Consider the following 24,506-nt stretch of genomic DNA (forward strand, 5'->3'; position numbering starts at 1 on the left):
ACACCCGCGGCCGACACCGTTGACTGCATGACAGCCGCCAAAGGATCCGGCGACCCGTTGTGGTGAGCATCCAACGGACGGGGCCGACCCGACGATAGGGTGGAATCCGTGACGGACAAGCCCGAACTCTCGACCACCGCCGGCAGGATCGCAGACCTCCGCGCTCGCTACAACGAAGCCGTTGTCGACGCTGAGAGGGTCGCGCAGGAGAAGCAGCACGCCAAGGGCAAGATGACCGCCCGCGAGCGCATCGAACTGCTCGTAGATCCAGGGAGCTTCGTCGAGTTCGACGAGTACGTGCGACACCGCACCACCTCGTTCGGGATGGATCGCAACCGGCCTTACGGCGACTCGGTCGTCACAGGGGTCGGAACGATCCACGGACGCACGGTGGCGGTGTACTCGCAGGACTTCACCACGTTCGGCGGCTCTCTGGGCGAGGTCTCGGGCGACAAGATCATCAAGATCATGGAGTTCGCGCTGTCCGGCGGCATGCCGATCATCGGCATCCTGGACTCCGGCGGAGCCCGCATCCAGGAGGGCGTGCTCGCGCTCAGCAAGTACGGCGAGATCTTCCGCCTGAACACTCGCTCGTCGGGCGTCATCCCGCAGATCTCGCTCATCATGGGCCCGGCCGCCGGTGGCGCCGTGTACGGCCCGGCGCTGACGGACTTCGTGATCATGGTCGACAAGACCAGCCAGATGTTCGTCACCGGCCCCGACGTCATCAAGACCGTCACCGGCGAGGACGTCGGCATGGAGGAGCTCGGAGGAGCCCTCACGCACAACACGCGCTCGGGAGTCGCCCACTACCTCGCCGAAGACGAGGACGACGCGATCGACTACGCCCGGACGCTGCTCGGGTTCCTCCCCGACAACAACATGGCGGAGATCCCGGCCTACGAGAGCGGCTTCGAGTGGGAGACGACGGATGCCGATCGCTCGCTGAACACGATCATCCCCGACTCCGCCAACCAGCCGTACGACATCCACACGGTGATCGAGCATGTCGTCGACGCGGGAGACTTCATCGAGGTGCAACCGCTGTTCGCGCCGAACATCGTGATCGGTTTCGGCCGTGTCGAGGGCCGCTCCGTCGGCATCATCGCGAACCAGCCGTCTCAGATGGCGGGGACACTGAACATCGAGGCCGGCGAGAAGGCCAGCCGGTTCGTGCGGTTCTGCGACGCCTTCTCGATCCCGATCGTCACGCTCGTCGACGTGCCCGGGTACCTGCCTGGCACCGACCAGGAGTGGACCGGTGTGATCCGTCGCGGTGCGAAGCTCATCTACGCCTACGCCGAGGCTACGGTTCCGCTCGTCACGGTCATCCTCCGCAAAGCCTACGGCGGCGCGTACATCGTCATGGGCTCCAAGCAGCTCGGCGCCGACGTCAACCTCGCCTGGCCCACGGCGGAGATCGCCGTGATGGGTGGTCAGGGTGCGGTCAACATCCTCTACCGCGGCGAGATCAAGCGTGCGGAGGAGGCCGGCGAGGACGTCGCCGCCGTGCGCACTCGCCTCGCCAACGAGTACACCTACAGTGTGACCTCCCCCTTCCTCGCCGCCGAGCGCGGCGAGATCGACGGGATCATCGAACCGGCGAACACCCGGGTCTCGATCGCCAAGGCCCTCCGCGCCCTCCGCGGCAAGCGCGCCGAGCTGCCGCCCAAGAAGCACGGGAACATCCCGCTGTGACCATGCGCGCGACGCAGGACGGGACGTCGGACGAGCGCCGGATTCCGACGATGGAGATCACTCGGGGAACCGCGTCCGAGGAGGAGCTCGCGGCTCTCATCGCAGTGGTGAGCGACGCCTATACCCAGGAGGCTTCCGAGGCCGTGGCCGACGAGCCTCGTGTCTCGGCGTGGGCTCGCACGCAGAGACCGCTGCGACGCCCGCTGCGGCGAGACATTCCGTGGGGCCGCTTCGCCCGCTGATCGCAGCGTGCACGGAGTGCCTGCGAGACCCGGAGCCCCCCAGCTACCGGGCCACGCAGACGACCCTCCGATTGATGCGGGGCCGTCGCCCCTGGCACCTTGTCACCCCAGACGGCGCATCTCATCGATGGTACATCGATTGGAGTTATCCCTCCGGGGGGGCAACCGATATTCCGGTATGCAAACTGCGTCGTCACTCAGTCCTCGAGGTACAGGTCCGACGCCCGGGGCGTGAGAACGGCGTCGAGCACGACACAGGCTGCGCCCACAGCACCCACGTCCTCTCCCACGACTGCACCGTCGAGGGTCAGTGTGCGAACCGCGCGAGTCGCGCTCCTCCGGTGCAATGGCTCGGGGATCTCACGCAGGTAGATGTCGGAGAGGGGCCCCCAGAACGGGCCGCCGAGGACGACCCGATCGACGTCGAGCACGTTCGTGAGCACCGAGATCAGCACCGCGAGATGGCCGGCAGAACGACGCAGCACCCCGAGCGCTGTAGCCTCTCCTGCCGACGCCCGCTCACACAGAAGCAGGAACCGCTTCTCGACCTCGTTCGCAGCGCCATCCTCGGGGTCGTCGTCGAATGCGCCGGCCGCCTCACCCTGCTCGACGATCGCCTGCGGCGTGCACATCACCTCGACGCATCCGCGCGAGCCGCACGCGCACGCCGGACCGTCCGGGTCCACCATGATGTGTCCGATCTCGCCGAAGTTGTGCGTGCTCCCGGCGACAACGCTGCCGTCCCGCGCCGCAGCCGCCCCCAGCCCCGTACCGAGGTACACGAACAGAAAAGAGCCCTCGGCCGTCGCATCGCCTGTCCACAGCTCGCCCACCGCGGCTGCGGTGGTGTCCTTCTCGAGCGTGACCTCGAAACCCGTCGCCGCTGCGAGCACCGACCGTAGCGGAACTCGATTCCACCCGTCGAGTTTCGGAGGGTCGATCACGGTACCCCGCTCCGCGTCGAGGGGGCCGGGAGCAGCGACGCCGACCCCGGCGACCAGGTCTCGATCGATGCGTGCTTCTTCGATGAGGACATCGATCGTCTGCGCCATCGTCTCGACGATGCGGTTCGGGTGCGAGTCCTGCGTGCGCACGACCCGCCGGCCCACGACCTCACCGATCATGTTGAGCAGCACGAACGTGATCACGGCCGGATCGAGATGCACGCCGACCGAGAAACGGCTCTCCGCCACCAGGCGCAGCGTGACCCGCGGTTTTCCCGGTCCGTTGATGGTCCGTCCGGCCTCGGCGATGAGCCCCTCGTCGAGGAGACGGCGTGTGATGTTCGTGATCGTCTGGGCGGAGAGCCCCGTCGCCTCGACAAGTTCGATCCGGCTGAGTCCTTCGCCGGACCGGCGGATGGCCTCGAGGATGACCGACTGATTGAAGTCGCCCATACGGGGGAGATTTGTTCCTCGACGCGTTCCCATGCCCCATCATCTCGCACCGGGGTCCATTCCGTGTCCCCCAAAATACCTACAGACAACGACTTGAATAACCGTGAAACTGAATAAGACGCTCAGCGTTCGGCTGGTCTCTCTGTCCCAGGGTAGATAGACGCAGACCGGCCACCAGCGGACGGTTTTCGGGTAACTTGTCCGCTTGGCGAGGGGCTGGCGGATTCGCCGCCCCTCGCCCACTCTGTCTGACCTCGACTCTGACCTCCTCCCCCGGCCAGAGCCGAGGGCAGGGCCCTGCGTCAGACCTCTGGCGCGTCTCGCGGGATCTCGTGCCACACATCGACGGCGTCGTCGTCGCTCTGCCCGCCTGCGCCTGCGCGCCCGACCACCGTCACCGCAGTGAGTGGATCCTGGGCCGCACGGATGATCCATCGCTCCGCATCCGCATCGCGCAGCACGCGCGCGAGTTCGTCGCGGATCGTCGCGCGCCTCTTCTCGTCGACATCGGCCAGGCCGCCCTCGTCGAAGACCGTGACGACAGCGCCACGGCGACGCGCATCCTCGATCGCGTCCCGCACCGCGTCGTTGAGCAGATCAGCGCCGCGAAGCTCATCCCGGAGGCGCCCCTCGGCCAGACGCGCCTGCAGACGCTCCTCGTCATTCAGCGACCCGCGAGACGCGACGGTGCGACTGAGCACGGGCCCGGCGACCGCAAGCGCGAACTGTGTACGCAGGCGACGTTCCTTCTGGCGCACCTGTTGGGTCGCGTGCCACGCCGACACAGCCTGCTGGATCCCCGCGAGGCGCTCGGTGTCGCGAACGGCTCTGTCCCAGAAGATCACCAGCAGGTGAGCGATCACGACCCACATGAGCGAACCGACGAGGCCGAGCGACAGCGCGACGAAGAAGCCCAGGTACGCCGACGAGGTGGCGACGAGGACGGCCACCACCAGCCACCCGATCACGAACCGACGCCGCACGATGCACACCACGCCCAGCAGACCGAGGGCGCCGATGTACCAGGTCGCGAACGGCGCCGTGCGCGTGAGGGGATCGAGAGACAGCGTCACGAGAACGGGGATCAGCAGGCTGGAGGCCAGGGTCGCCAACGCCGCCCAGAGAGGCATCCGCACGGAGATCGCCGAGTCCCAGAGTATCGCGACATTGACGACGACGAGATACAGGGCGATCGCCGCGACCATCAGCAACGGCGCGGTCGGCTGCTCGATCCACCAGACGCCTCTGGCGGCGAAGTACATCGCGAAGCCGACGGCGAGCGAGGTCGCGACACTGCGCACCGTGCGGTTCATGGCAGCTCCCAGCCCAGCGTCACCGTGGTGCCGCTCTCGCCCGAGTCGATCTCTGCGGTGCCGGCCACTCCGGCCATGCGCGCGAAGATCGACGCTCTGATCCCGAGGCGGTCGGCACCGATCGCCCGAAGATCGAACCCAGGACCGGTGTCCGAGATCGTCACGGTGATGCCTTCCTCTCCTCGGCCCTCCACGAGGATGTGGAGGCCGCGCCCGCCCGCGTGGGTGACGGCATTGCCGAGCGCCTGTCTGGCGGCGAGCACCAGTGCTCTCGCGGCGCGTCCGGGGATCAGGCCGATCCCGCCTCGCTCTTCGACGATCGCATCCGCTCCGAGCTCCGAGAGCGCCCGCCGGAGCTCGACGACGATCTGCGCCGCACCCACCGGTTCGTCACTCCCTTCCTGCGCGACAGCGGCCTCGGTGTTCGCCAGACGGGTGAGCGCCTCGCGGGCCATGCCCACGGCGAGGTCCTGCGCTCGCTCGCCTTCCGCACGCTCCGCCGCGATCAGCGCTGCGAGAACGCTGTCGTGCATGAGGGCCGACATGGCCGCCCGCTCCTCCTCCGCAGCCGCTGCGGCCGCTGCCCCGGCGTACGAGGCGACGGCCCGTGCCCGGGCCTCGTCGACGCCTGCGGCGACCGAACGGAACATCCACCCCAGCGCGACGATGACGACCCCGAGAATCAGTGTGAACGACACGTCGAAGGCCGTCGTCACCCAGAAGTCGCGCGAGAAGTCACCCTCGACGAGACGGACGTAGCCGTAGACGAACGGCAGGCACAGTGCCCACGCGAACTGCAGCCAGAGCGGAAACGCGAGCATGGCGGCTACGACTCCCACGTTGACGAGGAAGAAGATCCATGGCTGGTCGGCCGCCTCGCCGACCGGGTCGACGAAACTCGGCCACGCACCGAGCGCGAGCGTGTAGACGATCGCGAATGCTCCCGACGCCGTCCTGACTCCACGACCGATGACGCACGCGATGAGCATCACGATCAGCGGTATGAAGACCACGAGCAGCATCGCGATGCGCGCGGCATCCGCCCCCGCTGTGGTCGTGATGCCCGCGATCAGGGCCTGCGCTCCGAGCACGGCCGATCCGATCGCGACGACAGTGGCGAGGATGCGTTCCATGCGCTTGCCTGTGAAGCGCTCGAACTCGGTCTCCACGCTGCCCGGAGAGGGGATCTTGCTCCAGGCCTCTCGGATGCTGAGCGGATCAGCGGCCACTCGGCGCCCCGTCTGCGGCGACGATCCCATCCTCCATCGCGCGGCGCAGGAGGTCGACCTTCGTCGGTGCCGGCCGTCCGACCTCCACGTACTTGACCCGGATACGAGTGATGTTCTCCTTCGCGGTCGAGTAGGCGACGCCCAGTCGCTCAGCCACCGCCTTCAGAGGCAGGCCTGCGGCATACAACCGCAGAACCTCGCGCTCACGGGTGGACAGCTGGGCATCGGCGAAGTCCCGATCGCCGTCAACCGCGCTCGCCCACTCGACGTTGTTCAGCGCCTCACCCTGAGCGACGGTGCGGATGGCATCGAGCACGTCGTCGAGCGCCGAGGATTTGCTCACGACGCCTGCAGCCCCCGCGGCGAGCGCCTCGCGCACGGCTGCAGGTCGATCGGCGACGCTGTGGATCACGACGCTCGCGCCGTCTGCGACGAGCGAGCGGACGTTCTCGGTCACCGTGGTGCCGTCCCCCAGAGTCAGGTCGAGCACCACGACGTCAGCTGGCTGCGCAGACGTCGCCGACCTCCACTCGAGGTACGACACGACGGTGCTGCCGGAGAAGACGACGGTCTGCGCTCCGTCACGAGCGCACGCCGCCTCGAGACCGAGGCGGACGGATTCGTGATCGTCGATGAGTGCGACCCTGCTCATCCGCCCAGCCTACTGAGTAGTCAGCGTCCGCAGATCATCGGTCACCGTGTGAGCAGCGCGACGACCTCGAAGTGATGCGAGTGCGGGAACAGATCGAACCCGCGCAGAGTCCCCACCTTCCATCCGTGCTCACGGAAGGTGCCGAGGTCGCGGGCGAGGGCGACGGGGTCGCACGCGACGTAGGCGATGGCTTCGGGGGCGAGCGAGTCGAGAGCGTCGACCACCGCGCGGCCGGCACCCGCGCGCGGCGGGTCGAGGACGACCGCTCCCGCGCGCGTGCCCGCCGGGATACCGGCAAGATAGCGGTCGACTCTCGCCGTGACGGCGTTCACGGCGAGAGGTGAGAGGTTCTGCTGTGCATGCTGGGTCGCTCGCCGACTCGACTCGACGGTGACGATGTCGGTACCACCGAGATCTGCGAGCGACGCGGCGAAGAGCCCGACTCCCCCGTAGAGATCGAAGTGCGTCTTCTCGGGGTCGACGTGACCGTCGAGGATTCCGTAGACGGCGCCGTCGAGCACGGAGGCGGCGCGCGGGTGCACCTGCCAGAATCCACCGGCATCGACCTGGAACCGACGGTCGCCCACTTGCTCGTAGACGACCTCGGGCGCTGGCCGACGGTGCTGGCCCCGTGCCGGTCGCTCGTCGAGGCGGTCTCGGCGGATCACCCGCACCGTGCCGTCACCGGGTTCGACGAGGTCGACACTGCCGGCCTCGCCGCCGGCGAGGCGCAGCGCCGCCTGTGCGACCGCCGGGCGGGCGAGCGGGTGGGAGCTCACCGGGATCACCCGGTGGCTGCGTGCGGCGTAGGGACCGACCCGGCCCTCGTCGTCGACGTGCAGGGTGACCCTCGTGCGCCATCCGGTGCCGTCGGTCGAGTCGACGGCCTCGATCTCGGGAGCCTCGAGTCCGGGCCCGGCGAAGCGATCGAGTGCCTCGGTCAGCACCTGGCGCTTCAGCACGCGCTGCTGGGCGAGGTCGATGTGCCCGAGGTCGGCGCCGCCCGGCCGGTCTCCCGGGGCGCGCGAGACGTCGGCCTCCGCCCAGATGTGCGGCCGGCGATGCGGCGACGCCTCGAGGACCTCGACCGTCTCCGCGCGCCAGAAGCTCTTCGACTCACCGGTCGAATCCTCGCTCAGGCGCGCGCGCACCCGCTCGCCGGGGATGGCGTCGGAGACGAAGACGACCCGACCTTCGTGTCGGGCGATGAACGTGCCGCCGTGCGCGATGCCGGTGATGTCCAGATCGAGCAGGACTGGGGAGGAAGTCATCCTTCGAGGATACGGTGGTGAACATGCGCGTCTGCCTCGCCTCCACCTCTCCCGCCCGTCTCATGCTGCTGCGTCAGGCCGGTATCGAACCGCTGACGCAGTCGCCAGGGGTGGACGAGGATGCCGTGGCCGCGGCCGCCGCGATCGACAGGGGCGCCGAGCTCGCCCCGGCAGACCTCGTGCTCCTGCTCGCCCGCGCCAAGGCCGCGGATGTCGCTCGGCGACTCGCGGAAGGTGGGTCGTTCGACGGCATCGTGATCGGCGGAGACTCCATGTTCGAGCTCGGCGGCCGCGTGTACGGCAAGCCCTACACGGCCGAGGAGGCGACGAGGCGGTGGAAGGAGATGCGCGGAGCCACCGGCATCCTGCACTCCGGGCACTCGGTCTTCCGCGTCTCGCCTGGTGCCGCACCGGTTGAGGCCACCGCGACCGCGGAGGCTTCCGTGACATTCGCCGAGGACATCACGGATGCCGAGATCGTCGCCTACGTCGCGTCGGGCGAGCCCCTGCTCGTCGCCGGCGCGTTCACGGTCGACAGCCTGGGCGGTGCCTTCATCACGCGCGTCGACGGAGACCCGTCGACCGTGGTCGGGATGTCGCTGTCGACCGTGCGGCGCCTCGCCGCCGATCTCGGCGTGACGTGGACCGACCTCTGGTCGTAGAGTCTCGTCGACGTTTCCCCTTCTTTCTTGTGGAGAGTCGTCAAAGAGAACGCCACCCTTCTCGCTAGGCTGGCAAGCATGCCTGATATCGCCAAGGTGCTCATCGCCAACCGCGGCGAGATCGCCGTCCGCATCATCCGTGCCGCTCGCGACTCGGGGATCGCCTCCGTCGCGGTGTACGCCGACCAGGATCGCGACGCTCTGCACACCCGCCTCGCCGACGAGGCCTACGCCCTCGGCGGAGCGACGAGCGCCGAGACCTACCTGCAGATCGAGAAGATCCTCTCGATCGCTCGCCGCGCCGGCGCAGACGCCGTGCACCCCGGGTACGGCTTCCTCGCCGAGAACGCCGAGTTCGCCCGCGCCGTCATCGGTGCAGGCATGACGTGGATCGGCCCCTCCCCCGAGGCCATCGAGGCGCTCGGCGACAAGGTCACCGCCCGGCACGTCGCCGAGAAGGTGGGTGCGCCTCTCGCCCCGGGTACGCCCGGACCGGTCGCCGGAGCGGACGAGGTCATCGCGTTCGCCCAGGAGTTCGGTCTGCCGATCGCGATCAAGGCCGCGTACGGCGGCGGAGGGCGCGGTCTCAAGGTCGCCCGTGAGCTCGACGAGGTCGCCGAGCTGTTCGAGTCAGCCACCCGTGAGGCCGTCGCGGCCTTCGGCCGCGGCGAGTGCTTCGTCGAGAAGTACCTCGACAAGCCCCGCCACGTCGAGACCCAGTGCCTGGCCGATGCCGAGGGAAACGTCGTCGTCATCTCGACGCGTGACTGCTCGCTGCAGCGCCGCCACCAGAAGCTCGTCGAGGAGGCGCCGGCTCCGTTCCTCACCGACAAGCAGAACGATCTGCTCTATTCGGCCTCCAAGGCCATCCTCAAGGAGGTCGGCTACGTCGGTGCGGGCACCTGCGAGTTCCTGATCGGCGCCGACGGCACCGTGTCGTTCCTCGAGGTCAACACCCGCCTGCAGGTCGAGCATCCCGTCTCGGAAGAGGTCACCGGCATCGACCTGGTGCGGGAGCAGTTCCGCATCGCCGCCGGCGGCACCATCGACTACGACGACCCGACGCCGACCGGACACTCGATCGAGTTCCGGATCAACGGCGAAGACCCCGGTCGCGGGTTCCTCCCCCAGCCGGGCCCCATCCACGTCTTCAAGACCTTCGGCGGACCCGGAATCCGACTCGACTCCGGCGTCACCGCCGGCGACTCGGTCTCGGGTGCGTTCGACTCGCTGCTGGCGAAGATCATCGTCACGGGCAAGGACCGCGCCGAGGCTCTGGAGCGGTCGCGCCGCGCGCTCGACGAGTTCGAGGTCGCCGGTCTGCCGACCGTGATCCCCTTCCACCGCAAGGTCGTGAACGACCCGGCCTTCACCGCCGAGAACGGCGAGTTCGGCGTCTTCACCCGCTGGATCGAGACCGAGTTCGTGAACGACATCCCCGCGTGGGATGGCGAGCTGGAATCGCCCGCGGCATCGGAGAACCGGCACACCGTGGTCGTCGAAGTCGGCGGCAAGCGCCTCGAGGTCAGCCTTCCCGACCGCGTCGCGGTGGCTGCCGGCACCGCCGGACGACCGGCTGCCGTGCCGCCGTCTCGCCGCAGCCACGCGACCTCCGTCAGCGCCGGCGCCTCCGGCGATGCGGTGAAGTCGCCCATGCAGGCCACCGTCGTCAAGGTCGCCGTCGAAGAGGGTCAGCAGGTCGTCAAGGGCGACCTCGTCGTCATCCTCGAGGCGATGAAGATGGAACAGCCGCTGCAGGCGCACAAGGACGGCACGATCGCCAACATCAGCGCGGTCGCCGGCGCGACCGTCTCGGCCGGCCACCAGCTGCTCACGATCAGCTGACACCGCCTCGGAAGATACGAGAAAGGCGCCCCGCCGGCCGCGGGGCGCCTTTCTCGTATCCGAGGTTTCGGGACGTCAGGAGATCTTCGCGTTGACGAGGTGCATCGCCCGACTCGCGTCGGTGATGCTGCTCGACAGCGACGGGTATGCCGCGAACACGCGCGAGACCTGGTCGACCGTGAGACGACGCTCGACCGCGACGGCGATCGGGTAGATCAGCTCTGAGGCCTTCGGTCCGACGATCACGCCGCCGATCACGGTGCCGGAGCCCTTCCGGGCAATGAGCTTCACGAAGCCGTCCTTGATGCCCATCATCTTCGCCCGAGGGTTCGCGGCGAGCGGCAGCTTGTAGACGAGTCCGTCGGCCACGCCGTCTTCGACGTCCTTCTCGGAGTAGCCGACCGTCGCGATCTCGGGGGCGGTGAAGATGTTGGAGGTGATCTTGATGAGCTCGAGCGGGATCACGATGTCACCGAGCGCGTGGAACACGGCCGTGCGGCCCTGCATCGACGCGACGGATGCGAGCGGGAAGAAGTTCGTGCAGTCACCCACGGCGTAGACGTTGGGCACCGAGGTGCGCGCGACGCGGTTGACTCGGACATGCCCGGTCTCGTCGAGTTCGACACCGGCTTCCTCGAGCCCGATGCCGGCGGTGTTCGGGATCGAGCCGACCGCCATCAGGCAGTGGCTGCCCTCTACCGTGCGTCCGTCGGACAGCGTCGCCGTCACGCCGTTCTCCGTGACCTCGACCTTCTCGGCGCGGGCTTTGGAGAGCACCGTCATGCCGCCGCGCTTGAAGACCTTCTCGAGCACGTGCGCGGCATCCTGATCCTCGCCGGGAAGCACCTGCTCACGGCTGGAGATCAGAGTCACCTTGGCGCCGAGGTTCATGTAGGCGGAGGCGAACTCCGCACCGGTCACCCCGGAACCGACGACGATGAGGTGCTCGGGGAGCGCCTTCATGTCGTACAGCTGCGTCCAGGTGAGGATGCGCTTGCCGTCGGGCTTGGCCGAATCCAGCTCACGCGGCGAGGCACCCACCGCCACGATGATCGTGTCGGCCTCGATCCGATCGAAGTCCGTGCCCTCCTGCCCCGTCGAGACGACGATCGCGGTCGGACCCTCGAGCCGCCCGTGACCGGAGAGGATGCGGACGCCTGCTTCGAGCAGCGTCGTGCGCATGTCCTCCGACTGCTGCCCGGCGAGCGCGATGAGCCGCTTGTTCACCGCTGCGAGGTTGATCGCGATCTCGGGCTTCAGCGGCTTGCCGTGCTCGCCCTTGGCGTAGAACTGCACCCCGAGGTCGGAGGCCTCCGAGATCGCGACAGCCGCATCCGCCGTGGCGATCAGGCTCTTCGACGGAACGACGTCGGTGAGCACTGCCGCCCCACCCACGCCCACGCGCTCGACCAGGGTCACCTCGGCTCCGAGCTGAGCGGCCGCGAGAGCCGCTTCGTAACCGCCGGGACCGCCACCGAGGACGGCGACGCGCTGTGTGCGCTCAAAAGGGGTGGAAGACATGATCTCCATTCTTCCGCAATCCTGGCCCCGGAGCCTGCACCTTCCTAGAGTGGATCCATGTCCGAAACACACAGCAACCCCCTCGACGACCCGAATGCCGACCCGTTCGAGATCGCAGCCGACGCAGCCGCCGACATCGCGCGCCTGACCGGAGTCGAGAAGCATGACATCGCCCTGACCCTCGGCAGCGGCTGGGGCAAGGCCGCCGACATCATCGGCGAGACCACAGCGACCATCCCCGCCACCGAGGTGACCGGCTTCTCGAAGCCCGCGCTCGAGGGGCACGTGGGCACTCTGCGCAGCATCCGCACCCCCGACGGCAAGAACGTGCTCGTCATCGGCGCCCGCACCCACTACTACGAGGGCCATGGCGTGCGCCGGGTCGTGCACTCGGTGCGCACCGCCGCGGCGACGGGCGCCGAGATCATGGTGCTCACGAACGGTGCAGGAGGCGTCCGCGAGACCTGGACCCCCGGCCAGCCGGTGCTGATCAGCGACCACATCAACCTCACCGCCGACTCGCCTCTCGAGGGCGCGACCTTCATCGACCTCACCGATCTCTACTCCTCGCGTCTGCGCGACATCGCCCGCGGTGTCGATCCCTCCCTCGATGAGGGCGTGTACACGCAGTTCCGCGGCCCGCACTACGAGACGCCCGCCGAGGTGCAGATGGCGAAGCACATCGGCGGCCACATCGTCGGCATGTCGACGGCGCTCGAGGCGATCGCCGCACGCGAGGCCGGTATGGAGATCCTCGGATTCTCGCTCATCACCAACCTCGCGGCCGGCATCCAGAAGACGCCGCTCAGCCACGCCGAGGTCATCGAGGCGGGCCGAGAGGCGGAGCCGGTGATCTCGGCCCTGCTGGCACGAGTGGTCGAGGCGCTGTGAACGACGAGCGCCTCGCACAGGCGCGCGCCTGGATGAGGCAGGACCCGGATCACGAGACCCGCGACGAACTGGCCGCGGTCATCACGAGAGCGGCGGCCGGTGACGAGGCGGCTGCATCGGACCTCGACGACCGCTTCAGCACGAGGCTCGCGTTCGGCACGGCGGGGCTCCGTGGCGCGCTCGGCGCCGGCAGCAACCGCATGAACCGCGTGCTCGTCGCACAGGCGGCCGCGGGCTTCGCCGCGTACCTGCGCGAGAAGTCGCGCGGCGGCACGCCGACGGTCGTCGTCGGCTATGACGGACGCCGCAACTCCCGGGTGTTCGCGACCGACTCCGCCGAGCTGTTCGCAGGAGCCGGACTTCGCGCGATCCTGCTTCCGAGGCTGCTGCCGACGCCGGTGCTCGCCTTCGCGGTGCGCCACCTGGGAGCCGATGCCGGTGTCATGGTCACGGCGTCGCACAACCCGCCGAACGACAACGGCTACAAGGTCTACCTGGGTGGCGCAGACCAGGGTTCGCAGATCGTCTCGCCCGCCGACGCGGAGATCGCCGCGCACATCCGGCGGATCGCCGACGCGGATGACGTCTCGGCTCTGCCTCGCTCCACCGACTACGAGATGGCGGGTGAGGAGGTCGTCGAGGCGTACGTGGCCGCGACAGCCGCGATCGCTCCGGCGCCTGCGGGCGCGTCGGACCTGCGGTGGGTCTACACCGCGATGCACGGAGTCGGTTGGGAGACCCTGTCGAAGATCGTGTCGGCCGCCGGGTATCCGCAGCCCATGGTCGTCGAGGAGCAGCTGAAGCCCGACGCGACCTTCCGCACCGTCTCGTTCCCCAACCCGGAGGAGCCGGGGGCGATGGACCTGTCGTTCGCCCGGGCACGCCGAGTGCAGGCGGACTTCATCATCGCGAACGATCCGGATGCCGACCGCCTCGCCGTTGCCGTCCCGGATTCGTCATCGGAGAACGGATGGCGACGCCTCACAGGCAATGAGGTCGGTCTTCTTCTCGGCGCTCGAGCCGCCAGGGCTGCTGCAGGCACTCCCGGCGCGTCGCTCGCCTGCTCGCTCGTGTCCTCCCCGGGTCTCGGCGCCGTCGCCGCGCACCACGGGCTCGATTTCCACGAGACGCTCACGGGCTTCAAGTGGATCTCCAGGGCCCCCGGCATCGTGTTCGGGTTCGAGGAAGCCCTCGGCTACCTCGTGAACCCCGAGACCGTGCGCGACAAGGACGGCATCTCGGCCGCCGTCGCGGTTCTCGGGCTCGCGTCCGAAGCCCACGAGCGCGGGAAGTCGCTCGCCGACCTGCTGTCGGAGCTGGGCGACACCTACGGCTACTTCGCCAGCGGACAGGTGTCCGTGCGCGTCGACGACCTCTCGGTGATCGGCAGTGTGATGCTGTCGCTGCGCACGCTTCCTCCGCAGCAGCTCAGTGGCCACGCCATCGCCTCTGCGGAGGATCTGCTGCACGCCGACGAGGGACAGCCGTCGGGCGATGTGCTGCGCTACCGGCTCTCAGACGGCTCCCGCATCATCGTGCGTCCGAGCGGCACCGAGCCGAAGCTCAAGGTCTACATCGACGCCACCGCCGACTCGGCTGAGCGGGCGAGTGCGACGGTCGGCGAACTCGAGGCCGCGGTGCGCGTGCTCCTGGAAGAACGCTCGTAGGCCGCATGCCGAGAAGACATGTCGTGATCAGCGCCCACAACGGGGTGCACGCGCGCCCCGTCGCCGAGCTCGTCAGGCTCGTGCAGGCGCACCCGCACGCCGTGACTCTGCGCACGTCGTCGGGCGCGATCGTGGACCTCAGCAGCGTTCTCGCGCTGATGGACCTCGCACTCGCGCCCGGCGACGCGGTGGTGCTCGAGACTGCCGAGTCGGCGAACGCCGAAGCCGTCCTCGACACGCTGGCCGGCGTGTTGGATCCCCGGGGCTGATGCGGTCGTCAGCCGTCGATGACGGCGACGAGCTCGTCGAGGAACGCCTCGAAGGTCGTGCCTCGCCGGAGGATGCGCTGCACGCTGTCGCGTTCGCTGAACACCTCGACCAGCTGCTCGAACACCGTCTGGAACGCGGCGCGGTCGCTCTCGCTGAACGCGGCGAGGGCGACCACCTGCACCCGTCCCTCACCCCAGGCTGCTGATCCGTCGGCGACGCCGACGGCGATCGCGGTGCGCGTCGCGGTCATCTGGAGTGCGTGCGGCACCGCGAGGGCATCGGTGAACGCCGTCGACGACATCCGTTCGCGGAGGATCGTGTTGTCGACGTAGTCGTTCCCGATGAGACCGGCGTCCACGAGCAGTCCGCCCAGCCGACGGATGATCGCCTCCTCCCCCTCGTCGGGCAGCGGGTAGACGAAAGCATCGGCGACGAAGTAGCGCGCCAGCTCGGCGCGCAGCCGGGTCAGTCGCCGGCCACGCCTGACCCGAGCTGCCGCCTGCTGGATCCGATCGACATCGGCATCCGTGAGGAAGGGCTGGATCCGCACGAAGCGATCGCCGGACGCACCGGGTTCGATCGTGCTGAGCACCAGATCGGTGTCGAAAGATGCCCAATCCGGGTCGACCTTGGTGATGACGCTGGTCACCTCGATCGCCGATCCCAGCGAGCGGTCGACACTCGAGCGGAGGAGCTCGTGGAGCTCGTAATAGCCGGGGCACACGATGGTCGCGGTGAGGATCGACTCCGCCTTGCGGCTGCGCTCGAGTCGGCCGCCGACGTGCATGGCGATGTAGGCGATCTCGTCGTCGTGGATCGGTGTGCCGAGCCGGTCGTGGAGTCCACTGGCTATCGAGACGGCCACCTCGAAGATCATCGGATACGAGGTCTTGAGCGAACGGGTGAGCGGGTTGCGGGTCAACGCGCTCTCTTCGGCGCGTCGCATCAGATTCTGCACGTGCAGGGCGAGGCGCAGCACGAACGTCTCATCGACCAGATCGACCTGGAAGTCGTCCGCCGCTCTCGCGATCTCGGCGCGCACGGCAGCCTCGACCCGAGCGTCCACGCCGCTGCGGGCCACATCGCCCGCGGCGTCTTCTCCGGGTGCCACGATGCGGGTCAGCACGAGCGACGCGAGGTGCCCGCTGTCTCCGTCTCCCAGCGCCACCGAGAAGTGCTGCTGGGCGAGGCGGGCGATCACGGCGCCCACCCGCGGGATCTCCTCACGCGCGCCGGCTGGACCCGACTCGAGCGCGTGCCCTGCGGCGACCCTCTCGGCGGCGATCGCGATGTGCAGGAGGACATCGGAGATCGCGAGCTCGTTGACGTAGTAGCCCTGCTCGCCGAGCTCGCGCACCAGCTCGGACTTGAAGGGTCCGACCGCATCAGCGGCGATGATCCCGCCGGCGAGCGCGCGGCGGAACGTCTCGGGGTGGAACGATGCGGCGTCCATCTCGTCGTGCGCCAACCGCGACAGCAGGCGCCGCTGTGCGGCCTCGTTGCCGCGCAGCCGCACGATCTCCCGGTCTCTCTCGAGGGTCAGATCGGTGCCGTCGAGCAGCGTGCGGACGCGAGCGAGATCCGCTTCGAGAGTCGCCTCGCTCACGTGAAGCGCCTCAGCCGTGGCGAAGACGTCGACGCCGTCCGGCACATCGAGCAGGGTGCGCACGAGACCGTGCAGGCGGTCGCGCGGAGCCGACTCGCCGCTCTGCCGGGCGCGCAGCGCGTTCCGAGCCCCCGACCCGGCGCGGTACCCGGCGGGGCCCGACTCGACGGCATCCGCCGCTCCGGTCCTGGCGTTCAGAGCGGCGACGTACGAGCGGATGCTGCGCGGGGTGACGCCGAGCTGATCGGCGAGATTCGCGGCCGTCACCCACTTCTCCTGTCGGAGCAGGGACGACAGGAGCTGGTCCTGACGCTGTCGCGACATGATGCTCCCTCCTCCGTGCCGACTGCACTGTCCTGACGTGACTCCATGATGTCAGGAAGGAGAGGGCCCCGCGTCGAAACCGATGTTCCGCAGGGGCGGAAAGGAACGTGTTGGCGACCGCACCCCGACTCTTCCCAGACTGTTCTCAGGAAAGGTGAGCATCGATGAAGATCCTCGTGGTGTGCGGCGCCGGTGCGTCGAGCACGTTCGTCGCGCAACGACTCCGCCGAGCGGCCTCCGAGGCCGGCCTCGACTGGGACGCCGCAGCCGGCATGGAGCAGTCCGTCGCCGGCAGCGACCACGACCTCATCCTCGTCGGCCCTCACCTCGCCGATCGCCTCGAAGCGATCCGACAGACCGCACCTGCTCAGGTGGCCGTGCTCCCCGACGACGTCTTCGCCGACAGAGACGGCACCCGCACGCTGGCGCTGGCTCGGTCGATCGTCGCCGACGCCAGGAACACCCCGAAAGGAACATCATGACCGTCTCTCGCACCGTCCGCATCGGCTCATCCCATGGACTTCACGCCCGTCCGGCGAAGCTCTTCGCACAGGCGGCCAAGGACTCAGGTGTTCCCGTCACCATCGCGAAGGACTCGGGCAAGGCGGTCAACGCGGCCAGCATCCTCGGCGTCATCGCGCTCGCGGTCGAGCACGGCGACTACGTCACGCTGACCGCCGAGGGCGACAGCGCCGAAGGCGTGCTCGACACGCTCACCGAACTGCTCACGACCGATCACGACCAGGACGCCGGCGCGTGAGCGAGCTCAGAGGAGTCGGGATCGGTCTCGGAGTCGCCCAGGGCGTCGTCGTCCGCATGACCGAGCCGCTGCCCGCTCCCGAGAAGACTCCCAGCACCCAGGGTGTCGACGCCGAGCGCGCACGGGTGCGTGAGGCTGTCGCCGCGGTCGCCCAGGAGCTCACCGCACGCGGCGAGGCCGCAGGCGGCTCGGCGCAGGAGGTGCTCGAGGCGCAGGCGATGATCGCCGAGGACCCGACGCTTCAGGATGAGGTCGACACCCGCATCGACGACGGCGCGACGGCCGAATGGGCGGTGCATGACGCGTTCGCGGGGTTCCGCGCGACGCTCGAAGCCGTCGGCGGCTACCTCGGCGAGCGCGCAGCCGACCTCGATGACATCGCCCAGCGGGTGCTCGCGCGTCTTCGCGGCGTCGACGCACCGGGAGTCCCCGATCCGGGGCACCCGTTCGTCCTGGTCGCCCGAGACCTCGCCCCGGCTGACACCGCGCTGCTGAACCTCGATCAGGTGCTCGCTCTGATCACGTTCGACGGCGGGCCCACCTCGCACACCGCGATCCTCGCCCGCGAGAAGGGCATCGTCGCGATCGTCGGCGCAGCATCCGCATCCGAGCTCGTCACCGGCAGCCCCGTCATCGTCGATGCCGCCGCCGGGATCGTGACGGTCGATCCGTCCGACGATGAGAAGACGCGCGCCGAGCAGCGCGCAGCCGCCCGCCGCTCGGCGGACGCCGCACCGCTGACCCCCGGCGCCCTCGCCGACGGCACTCGGATCCCGCTGCTGGCGAATCTGGGGAAACCTGCAGACGCATCGGATGCCGTCGAACGTGGGGCTGAGGGCGTCGGGCTGTTCCGCACCGAGTTCCTGTTCCTCTCCTCAGCGCAGGCTCCGACGGTGCAGCAGCAGCGCGAGTCGTATCGGCAGCTGCTCGAAGCCTTCCCGGGCCAGAAGGTCGTCGTGCGGATGCTGGACGCGGGGGCCGACAAGCCGCTGGCCTTCCTCAACGACGCTCACGAGGAGAATCCCGCGCTCGGACTCCGCGGGCTGCGTGCACTCCGCGCGAGCGAGGACATCCTGCGCGAGCAGCTCACGGCGCTGGCCGAGGCGGACGCCGCCACCGAGGCCGACCTGTGGGTCATGGCGCCCATGGTCGCGACCGTCGAGGAGACCCAGTACTTCACCTCGCTCGCCCGAGAATACGGCCTGAAGACCGCCGGTGTGATGGTGGAGATCCCGGCGAGCGCGCTGCTCGCCGACCGTGTGCTCGCGCACGCGGACTTCGCCTCGATCGGCACCAACGATCTCACGCAGTACACGATGGCCGCAGACCGGATGCTCGGCTCGGTCGCCGCGTTCCAGGATCCGTGGCACCCCGCCGTGCTCCGACTCGTGCGCGAGGTCGGTGCAGCAGGCGCTCGCCTCGGCAAGCCGGTCGGGATCTGCGGCGAGGCTGCCGCCGATCCGATGCTCGCCGTCGTGCTCGTGGGGCTCGGCGCGACGAGTCTCTCGATGGCGCCGTCGGCCCTCGCAGACGTGCGGCACACCCTGTCGCAGCACACTCTCGACGAAGCCCGCAACTTCGCCGAACTCGCACTGGCGGCCGACGACGCCGCCGGTGCTCGCCTCGCCGTGGCTGACGCCGCGGCACCCCTTCCCCCTCACCAGAAAGAGACGACATCATGACGACGACGTCACCCGCAGCCACGAAGGCTGGCGGCCTCAGAACGGGCGTGCAGCGCTTCGGCACGTTCCTCTCGGGCATGATCATGCCCAACATCGCCGCGTTCATCGCGTGGGGATTCATCACGATGCTGTTCATCCCTGCCGGCTTCTTCGGCGTCGACAGTCCGTTCGGCTGGCACTGGTACCCGGTCGCCGAGATCGTCGGCGGTGGCGGTGACTCCGCGATCATCGGCTGGCAGGGCGCGATGACCGCCGTAGCCGAAGGTGCCGACGGCAACTTCTTCGGCTACGTCGGCCTGGTCGGCCCGATGGTCACCTACCTGTTGCCCCTCCTGATCGCGAACACCGCCGGCCGCATGGTCTACGGCGAGCGCGGCGGCGTCGTGGCGACGATCGCGACGATGGGTGTCATCGTCGGCACGAACATCCCGATGTTCCTCGGCGCGATGATCATGGGACCGCTTGCGGCCTGGCTCACCAAGCAGATGGACAGACTGTGGGACGGCAAGATCCGCCCCGGCTTCGAGATGCTGGTGAACAACTTCTCCGCCGGCATCCTGGGCATGCTCCTCGCGATCTTCGGCTTCTTCGCCTTCGGCCCCGTGATGCTCGGCATCAGCGCGGTGCTCGGCGGTGCGGTCGACTGGCTGGTCGCGCTGAACCTGCTGCCGCTCGTCTCGATCATCGTCGAGCCCGCGAAGGTGCTGTTCCTCAACAACGCCATCAACCACGGCGTGTTCACCCCGCTCGGCATCGAGCAGGCCGCGGAGACGGGCAAGTCGATCCTCTTCCTGATCGAGGCGAACCCCGGACCCGGCCTCGGCCTGCTGCTCGCGTTCACCTTCTTCGGCGTCGGCGCTGCGAAGGCATCCGCACCGGGAGCTGCGATCATCCAGTTCTTCGGTGGCATCCACGAGATCTACTTCCCGTACGCGCTGAGCAAGCCGACCACGATCCTCGCGCTGATCGCGGGTGGCGCAGCCGGTGTGACCACGAACATGGTGCTCGGCGGCGGCCTGGCCTTCCCGGCAGCTCCCGGCAGCATCATCGCCGTGACCGCCGCAGCCGTCGGCCCTGGCGTCGGCAACCTGCTGGTCGTGTACCTGTCGGTCGTCATCGCCGCGGTCGTCACGTTCCTCATCACCGGGGTCATCCTGCGGGCCTCCCGCAAGCGCGACCTCGAGGCCGAGGGAGACAGCTTCGGCGACGCGATCGCTCAGACCGAGGCGAACAAGGGCAAGTCCTCCGCCGCGATGGACGCGCTGCGGGTCTCCTCGGGCGCAGGCGCTGCCGGTGCAGCCGCAGGTGCAGCCGCAGGCGTCACCACCGACCGCCGCATCGAGAACATCGTGTTCGCGTGCGACGCCGGCATGGGCTCGTCCGCCATGGGCGCGAGCGTGCTGCGCAACAAGTTCAAGAAGGCAGGGGTCGAGGGCATCACCGTCACCAACCAGGCCATCGCGAACCTCGACGGCACCGCCGACCTGGTCATCACGCAGCAGCAGCTGACCGACCGGGCGCAGGCGCAGTCGCCGAACTCGATCCACGTGTCCGTCGACAACTTCATGAACTCTCCGAAGTATGAAGAGGTCGTCGAGATGGTGCGCGAACAGCGCGACTCCGACGCGTGACAGACCGGGCGGGGCGGATGCCACGGCACCCGCCCCGCCCCCACATTCTCAGAAAGAAGGAATCACCATGAGCGTTCTCACCCTCGACCAGGTCCGCATCCACTCAGGCTCCAGCACCCAGCAGGAGGCTCTGCAGGAGGCCACGGACATCCTCGTGTCCGTCGGCGCCGTCACCCCCGCCTACGTCGACGCGATGCGTCAGCGCGAGGAGACGGTGTCGACCTACATGGGCAACGGTCTGGCGATCCCGCACGGCACGAACGACACCAAGGATGCGATCCTCGCATCGGCGCTCTCGGTCGTGCGCTACGACGGCGGCGTCGACTGGGCCGGTGAACCGGCGACCTTCGTGATCGGCATCGCCGGACGCGGCGACGAGCACCTCGAGATCCTCTCGCAGATCGCGATCCTGTTCTCGGACGACGACGACGTCGCGAAGCTCAACGCCGCACAGACCCCCGACGAGCTGTATGCCCTGCTCTCGGCGGTGAACGACTGATGAAGGCGGTCCACTTCGGCGCAGGCAACATCGGCCGAGGCTTCGTCGGGCTGCTCCTGCACGAGGGCGGGTACGAGGTCGTGTTCTCCGACGTCGCCGACGCACTGGTCGACGCGATCAACGCCGTCGACTCCTACACCGTGCACGAGGCGGGCCCCGGCGGCACCGATCACGTGGTCACCGGCTTCCGCGCGGTGAACAGCAAGACAGATCCGGATGCCGTCGCCGACGAGGTCGCGACCGCCGATGTGGTCACGACGGCGGTCGGGCCGACTGTGCTGCGTTTCGTGGCTCCGACGATCGTGGCAGGCCTCGCCCGCCGCTCCGCCGGCGCCGCCCCGCTGCAGGTCATGGCGTGCGAGAACGCGATCGGCGCGACCGACACGCTCCGTGCGGAGATCGCGAAGGCTGCGGGAGTGGATGCCGAGGAGCTGCTCTCGCGCGCGGTGTTCGCGAACACCGCGGTGGATCGCATCGTGCCGGGGCAGCCCGCGGACGGCGGAGTGGACGTCACGGTCGAGCCGTACTTCGAGTGGGCGATCGAGTCGGAGTCCTTCGGCGGCGCGCTGCCGAAGATCCCCGGAGCGCACTTCGTCGAGAACCTCGCCCCCTACATCGAGCGCAAGCTCTTCACGGTGAACACGGGGCATGCCGCGACGGCGTACTTCGGCGCTCGCGCCGGCATCGAGCGCATCTCGGATGCGCTGGCGGATCCGGACATCGCCGCTCGCGTGTCGGCCACGCTCGAAGAGACCTCTGCGGTTCTCGTCGCCGAGCACGGCCTCGACCCCGCCGAACTCGCCCGGTACCGCACGACGATCCTCGAGCGGTTCCGCAATCCGGCTCTCGTCGACACCGTGCAGCGCGTCGGGCGACAGCCACTGCGCAAGATCTCGCGGCACGAGCGGTTCATCGGGCCCGCCGCGATGGCCGCAGAGCGGGGGCTGTCGACCATCGCTCTGGTCGGCGCCGTCACCGCCGCGCTGGAGTTCGACGCGCCCGACGACGAGCAGGCGGTCGAGATGCAGGAGGCCCTGCGCACCGAGGACGCTCTCGACTTCACCGTGCGCACGACGGGACTGGATCCCGAGCATCCGCTCTTCCCCGCGGTGCGCGACGCCGTGATCTCGCGCCAGACGGCTCTGAACGCCTCCTGAGCGCCGCTGCACGCATCATCTGCGCCCTCTGCCGATACGATCGGCGGAGGGCGCAGATGCGCGCACAGCGAGGTGCGGGAGCAGTATGAACAGATACGCCGTCATCGGCGCGGGGCCGTCAGGACTCGCTGCCGCCCGCGCGCTCACGAGGCGCGGGATCGGCATCGATGGGTACGAGGCCTCTGCAGGGGTCGGCGGTCTCTGGGACATCGGCAATCCGCGCAGCACGATGTACGAGTCGGCGCATCTGATCTCGTCACGCACCACCACCGAGTTCACCGAGTTCCCCCTGCGATCGACGGCCGACTACCCGGGGCACCGTGTGCTGCGGCAGTACTTCCGCGACTACGCCGACCATTTCGGGCTCACCAGCCACTTCCGGTTCGAGACGAGGGTCACCCGCCTCGCACCGCAGGGCGGCGGCTGGGACCTCACCAGCGACGGTCCCGAGGGCGAGCAGACCAGGTGGTACGCCGGCGTCGTGCTCGCGAACGGCACCCTGGCCGAGCCGAACATCCCGGCATTCGCAGGCACCTTCACCGGTGAGCTGATGCACACGAGCGCCTACAGGTCCCCCGCCCAGCTCGCAGGCAAGCGCGTGCTCCTGATCGGCGCGGGCAATTCGGGTTGCGACATCGCGGTGGATGCCGTGCACCACGCCGCGTCCGTCGACATGAGCGTGCGTCGCGGCTACTACTTCGTCCCGCGCTATCTCTTCGGCCGACCGAGCGACACGCTCAACCAGGGGCGTCCGCTGCCCGCGCGCATCAAGCAGGCCGTCGACAGTCGCGTGCTCAGGGCGTTCACCGGCGATCCGGTGCGGTTCGGATTCCCGAAGCCCGACTATCGCATCTACGAATCCCATCCGATCGTGAACACGATGATCCTCAACCACCTCGGCCAGGGCGACCTGAGCATTCGCCCGGACGTCGACCGGTTCGACGGGGCGACCGTGCGGTTCCGCGACGGCACGGCGGACGACTACGACCTCGTGCTCCTCGCGACCGGCTACACGCTCGACTATCCGTTCGTCGACCGCTCGCACCTGCACTGGCGCGGCGCGGCTCCTCGGCTGTTCCTGCACATCTTCCCCGCCTCGTTCAACGGTCTCTACGTGATGGGCATGATCGAGGCATCCGGGATCGGATGGCAGGGACGATACGAGCAGGCCGACCTGCTCGCGACCTACCTCGACGCCGTCGAACACGCTCCGGCCACCGCGACGCGGTTCCGAGACCGGGTGAACTCGGAGCCGTGGCCCGATCTCACCGGCGGCTATCGCTACCTCGGCATCGACCGCATGGCCTACTACGTCAACAAGGACGCCTACCGAGGAGCCGCCCGCCGAGAGAAGCACGCCCTGGAGAACCCGAGTGGGCTGCGGCCGTGATCCGCTGCGCCGAGGTGGTTCACATGCGCGGGCTCTAACCTTGATCCCGTGCAGAAGAAGCGTGGCCGTCGTGTCCTGAAAGTGATCGTCTGGGGAGTCGTCGCCGTCCTCGTGCTCGGAATCGGCGGGATCGTCGTCTGGAGCCAGATCGGAGTGATGCCCGCCGAGAAGGCACCGCTCGCGAGCGTCCGAGAGAACCCGGCGATCCACGTCGAAGACGCCGATCAGGGAATCGTCCTCACGCCCGCAGACGGCGAGTCCGAGACGGGTCTCGTGTTCATCCCCGGGGCGAAGGTCGATCCGTGGGCGTACGCCGCGATCCTGCAGAGCCTCGCCGAAGAGGGCGTGACGGTCGTGATCACGCGTCCGTGGCTGAACCTGGCGTTCTTCGATCTGCGCGGCCTGGATTCCTTCACGTCTGCGGCCCCCGCGATCGACGAGTGGGCGATCGGCGGTCACTCGCTGGGCGGCGTGCGCGCCTGCCAGCTCGCTGCAGATGCCGAGGCGCTCGTGTTGTTCGGGTCGTACTGCTCGAACGATGTCTCCGACACCGATCTCGCCGTGCTGAGCATCTCGGGCAGCGAGGACGGACTCTCGACGCCCGCGAAGATCGACGCGGCCCGCGACCTGCTCCCGGCGGATGCCGAGATGATCGAGATCGAGGGCGCGTCCCACGCATCCTTCGGCGACTACGGCCCCCAGGCGGGAGACGGGACGCCGACCGTCACGGACGACGAGATGCACTCCGAGGTCGCCGACATCCTGATCCCCTTCATGGCCGCGCTTCCCCAGGGCTGAT

The 24,506-nt window shown here is 68.8% G+C and carries 22 protein-coding genes; 15 read left to right on the forward strand and 7 right to left on the reverse strand.

The features are described from left to right. Positions 1–108 precede the first annotated feature (108 nt). Together ACIOU8_RS16030 and ACIOU8_RS16035 are read left to right on the forward strand one after the other, a co-directional pair. A complete protein-coding gene (locus tag ACIOU8_RS16030; RefSeq protein WP_400791580.1) occupies positions 109–1,698 on the forward strand; it encodes an acyl-CoA carboxylase subunit beta in 1,590 nt (529 codons plus the stop codon). 2 nt (positions 1,699–1,700) lie between these two features. Continuing rightward, on the forward strand, positions 1,701–1,940 hold the full coding sequence (locus ACIOU8_RS16035) for an acyl-CoA carboxylase subunit epsilon (protein ID WP_400791911.1): 240 nt from the start codon (positions 1,701–1,703) through the stop codon (positions 1,938–1,940). A 197-nt stretch (positions 1,941–2,137) separates the two neighbouring features. On the opposite strand, the gene ACIOU8_RS16040 is transcribed toward ACIOU8_RS16035, so the two are convergent. The 5 genes from ACIOU8_RS16040 to ACIOU8_RS16060 form a co-directional block, all read right to left on the reverse strand. Then, the gene (locus ACIOU8_RS16040; protein WP_400791582.1) at positions 2,138–3,337 is read right to left on the reverse strand and encodes an ROK family transcriptional regulator; all 1,200 of its coding nucleotides are present in this window, start codon (positions 3,335–3,337) and stop codon (positions 2,138–2,140) included. 302 nt (positions 3,338–3,639) lie between these two features. Beyond that, positions 3,640–4,650, reverse strand: coding sequence for a hypothetical protein (locus ACIOU8_RS16045; RefSeq protein ID WP_400791584.1), 1,011 nt, complete (start codon positions 4,648–4,650; stop codon positions 3,640–3,642). Then, on the reverse strand, positions 4,647–5,879 hold the full coding sequence (locus ACIOU8_RS16050) for an ATP-binding protein (RefSeq protein WP_400791586.1): 1,233 nt from the start codon (positions 5,877–5,879) through the stop codon (positions 4,647–4,649). The genes ACIOU8_RS16045 and ACIOU8_RS16050 overlap by 4 nt, the downstream gene beginning before the upstream one ends. Continuing rightward, the gene (locus ACIOU8_RS16055) at positions 5,869–6,531 is read right to left on the reverse strand and encodes a response regulator transcription factor (RefSeq protein ID WP_140037550.1); all 663 of its coding nucleotides are present in this window, start codon (positions 6,529–6,531) and stop codon (positions 5,869–5,871) included. The genes ACIOU8_RS16050 and ACIOU8_RS16055 overlap by 11 nt, the downstream gene beginning before the upstream one ends. 41 nt (positions 6,532–6,572) lie before the next feature. After that, positions 6,573–7,802, reverse strand: coding sequence for a class I SAM-dependent RNA methyltransferase (locus tag ACIOU8_RS16060; RefSeq protein ID WP_400791589.1), 1,230 nt, complete (start codon positions 7,800–7,802; stop codon positions 6,573–6,575). A gap of 23 nt (positions 7,803–7,825) precedes the next feature. Here ACIOU8_RS16060 and ACIOU8_RS16065 point away from each other — a divergent pair, with 23 nt between their 5' ends. Next, positions 7,826–8,464 carry a Maf family protein gene (locus ACIOU8_RS16065; protein WP_400791914.1) on the forward strand — a complete coding sequence of 213 codons (639 nt, stop codon included), beginning with the start codon at positions 7,826–7,828 and terminating at the stop codon, positions 8,462–8,464. Positions 8,465–8,542: 78 nt separating this feature from the next. Beyond that, the gene (locus ACIOU8_RS16070; protein ID WP_400791592.1) at positions 8,543–10,309 is read left to right on the forward strand and encodes an acetyl/propionyl/methylcrotonyl-CoA carboxylase subunit alpha; all 1,767 of its coding nucleotides are present in this window, start codon (positions 8,543–8,545) and stop codon (positions 10,307–10,309) included. Between the two features lie 75 nt (positions 10,310–10,384). Here the strand turns inward: ACIOU8_RS16070 and ACIOU8_RS16075 are convergent, their stop codons facing one another. Continuing rightward, on the reverse strand, positions 10,385–11,839 hold the full coding sequence (locus ACIOU8_RS16075) for an NAD(P)H-quinone dehydrogenase (protein WP_400791595.1): 1,455 nt from the start codon (positions 11,837–11,839) through the stop codon (positions 10,385–10,387). A 48-nt stretch (positions 11,840–11,887) separates the two neighbouring features. Between ACIOU8_RS16075 and ACIOU8_RS16080 the strand changes: the two genes are divergently transcribed. From ACIOU8_RS16080 to ACIOU8_RS16090, 3 genes are read left to right on the forward strand one after another with little or no spacing between them, the layout of a single operon-like run. Next, entirely contained in the window at positions 11,888–12,721 is an 834-nt protein-coding gene (locus ACIOU8_RS16080) for a purine-nucleoside phosphorylase (RefSeq protein ID WP_400791598.1), read from the forward strand. After that, positions 12,718–14,388, forward strand: coding sequence for a phospho-sugar mutase (locus ACIOU8_RS16085; protein WP_400791601.1), 1,671 nt, complete (start codon positions 12,718–12,720; stop codon positions 14,386–14,388). The genes ACIOU8_RS16080 and ACIOU8_RS16085 overlap by 4 nt, the downstream gene beginning before the upstream one ends. 5 nt (positions 14,389–14,393) lie before the next feature. Continuing rightward, the gene (locus tag ACIOU8_RS16090; protein WP_400791604.1) at positions 14,394–14,657 is read left to right on the forward strand and encodes an HPr family phosphocarrier protein; all 264 of its coding nucleotides are present in this window, start codon (positions 14,394–14,396) and stop codon (positions 14,655–14,657) included. Between the two features lie 8 nt (positions 14,658–14,665). Here ACIOU8_RS16090 and ACIOU8_RS16095 read toward each other — a convergent pair whose 3' ends face one another. Continuing rightward, positions 14,666–16,588, reverse strand: coding sequence for a BglG family transcription antiterminator (locus ACIOU8_RS16095; RefSeq protein ID WP_400791606.1), 1,923 nt, complete (start codon positions 16,586–16,588; stop codon positions 14,666–14,668). 164 nt (positions 16,589–16,752) lie between these two features. On the opposite strand from ACIOU8_RS16095, the gene ACIOU8_RS16100 reads away from it, so the two are divergent. From ACIOU8_RS16100 to ACIOU8_RS16135, 8 genes are all read left to right on the forward strand, one after another. Beyond that, complete coding sequence (locus tag ACIOU8_RS16100; protein WP_400791609.1) at positions 16,753–17,070, forward strand: PTS sugar transporter subunit IIB; 318 nt, start codon at positions 16,753–16,755, stop codon at positions 17,068–17,070. Continuing rightward, positions 17,067–17,348 (forward strand): HPr family phosphocarrier protein, encoded by a 282-nt coding sequence (locus ACIOU8_RS16105; protein ID WP_400791611.1) that lies wholly within the window; start codon positions 17,067–17,069, stop codon positions 17,346–17,348. Before ACIOU8_RS16100 ends, ACIOU8_RS16105 begins: the two co-directional genes overlap by 4 nt. Further along, positions 17,345–19,030 (forward strand): phosphoenolpyruvate--protein phosphotransferase, encoded by a 1,686-nt coding sequence (ptsP, locus tag ACIOU8_RS16110; RefSeq protein ID WP_400791613.1) that lies wholly within the window; start codon positions 17,345–17,347, stop codon positions 19,028–19,030. The genes ACIOU8_RS16105 and ptsP overlap by 4 nt, the downstream gene beginning before the upstream one ends. Then, on the forward strand, positions 19,027–20,661 hold the full coding sequence (locus ACIOU8_RS16115) for a PTS mannitol transporter subunit IICB (RefSeq protein ID WP_400791615.1): 1,635 nt from the start codon (positions 19,027–19,029) through the stop codon (positions 20,659–20,661). Before ptsP ends, ACIOU8_RS16115 begins: the two co-directional genes overlap by 4 nt. Positions 20,662–20,728: 67 nt before the next feature. Beyond that, entirely contained in the window at positions 20,729–21,160 is a 432-nt protein-coding gene (locus ACIOU8_RS16120; protein ID WP_400791617.1) for a PTS sugar transporter subunit IIA, read from the forward strand. Continuing rightward, a complete protein-coding gene (locus tag ACIOU8_RS16125; RefSeq protein ID WP_400791618.1) occupies positions 21,160–22,317 on the forward strand; it encodes a mannitol-1-phosphate 5-dehydrogenase in 1,158 nt (385 codons plus the stop codon). Before ACIOU8_RS16120 ends, ACIOU8_RS16125 begins: the two co-directional genes overlap by 1 nt. 85 nt (positions 22,318–22,402) lie before the next feature. Further along, positions 22,403–23,707, forward strand: a complete 1,305-nt coding sequence (locus tag ACIOU8_RS16130; RefSeq protein WP_400791620.1) for a flavin-containing monooxygenase — start codon at positions 22,403–22,405, stop codon at positions 23,705–23,707. A 48-nt stretch (positions 23,708–23,755) separates the two neighbouring features. After that, on the forward strand, positions 23,756–24,505 hold the full coding sequence (locus tag ACIOU8_RS16135) for an alpha/beta hydrolase (RefSeq protein WP_400791622.1): 750 nt from the start codon (positions 23,756–23,758) through the stop codon (positions 24,503–24,505). Position 24,506: the final 1 nt, after the last annotated feature.

It is taken from the genome of Microbacterium sp. NPDC087589, assembly GCF_044743635.1.
Lineage (GTDB): Bacteria > Actinomycetota > Actinomycetes > Actinomycetales > Microbacteriaceae > Microbacterium.

Coding starts and splice junctions, on each gene's coding strand:
- ACIOU8_RS16095 (WP_400791606.1), bottom strand. CDS start 16,588: ATGTCGCGACAGCGTCAGGACCAGCTCCTGTCGTCCCTGCTCCGACAG.
- ACIOU8_RS16055 (WP_140037550.1), bottom strand. CDS start 6,531: ATGAGCAGGGTCGCACTCATCGACGATCACGAATCCGTCCGCCTCGGT.
- ACIOU8_RS16115 (WP_400791615.1), top strand. CDS start 19,027: ATGACGACGACGTCACCCGCAGCCACGAAGGCTGGCGGCCTCAGAACG.
- ACIOU8_RS16060 (WP_400791589.1), bottom strand. CDS start 7,802: ATGACTTCCTCCCCAGTCCTGCTCGATCTGGACATCACCGGCATCGCG.
- ACIOU8_RS16065 (WP_400791914.1), top strand. CDS start 7,826: ATGCGCGTCTGCCTCGCCTCCACCTCTCCCGCCCGTCTCATGCTGCTG.
- ACIOU8_RS16045 (WP_400791584.1), bottom strand. CDS start 4,650: ATGAACCGCACGGTGCGCAGTGTCGCGACCTCGCTCGCCGTCGGCTTC.
- ACIOU8_RS16105 (WP_400791611.1), top strand. CDS start 17,067: ATGACCGTCTCTCGCACCGTCCGCATCGGCTCATCCCATGGACTTCAC.
- ACIOU8_RS16125 (WP_400791618.1), top strand. CDS start 21,160: ATGAAGGCGGTCCACTTCGGCGCAGGCAACATCGGCCGAGGCTTCGTC.
- ACIOU8_RS16080 (WP_400791598.1), top strand. CDS start 11,888: ATGTCCGAAACACACAGCAACCCCCTCGACGACCCGAATGCCGACCCG.
- ACIOU8_RS16100 (WP_400791609.1), top strand. CDS start 16,753: ATGAAGATCCTCGTGGTGTGCGGCGCCGGTGCGTCGAGCACGTTCGTC.
- ACIOU8_RS16090 (WP_400791604.1), top strand. CDS start 14,394: ATGCCGAGAAGACATGTCGTGATCAGCGCCCACAACGGGGTGCACGCG.
- ACIOU8_RS16070 (WP_400791592.1), top strand. CDS start 8,543: ATGCCTGATATCGCCAAGGTGCTCATCGCCAACCGCGGCGAGATCGCC.
- ACIOU8_RS16075 (WP_400791595.1), bottom strand. CDS start 11,839: ATGGAGATCATGTCTTCCACCCCTTTTGAGCGCACACAGCGCGTCGCC.
- ACIOU8_RS16130 (WP_400791620.1), top strand. CDS start 22,403: ATGAACAGATACGCCGTCATCGGCGCGGGGCCGTCAGGACTCGCTGCC.
- ACIOU8_RS16040 (WP_400791582.1), bottom strand. CDS start 3,337: ATGGGCGACTTCAATCAGTCGGTCATCCTCGAGGCCATCCGCCGGTCC.
- ACIOU8_RS16035 (WP_400791911.1), top strand. CDS start 1,701: ATGCGCGCGACGCAGGACGGGACGTCGGACGAGCGCCGGATTCCGACG.
- ACIOU8_RS16120 (WP_400791617.1), top strand. CDS start 20,729: ATGAGCGTTCTCACCCTCGACCAGGTCCGCATCCACTCAGGCTCCAGC.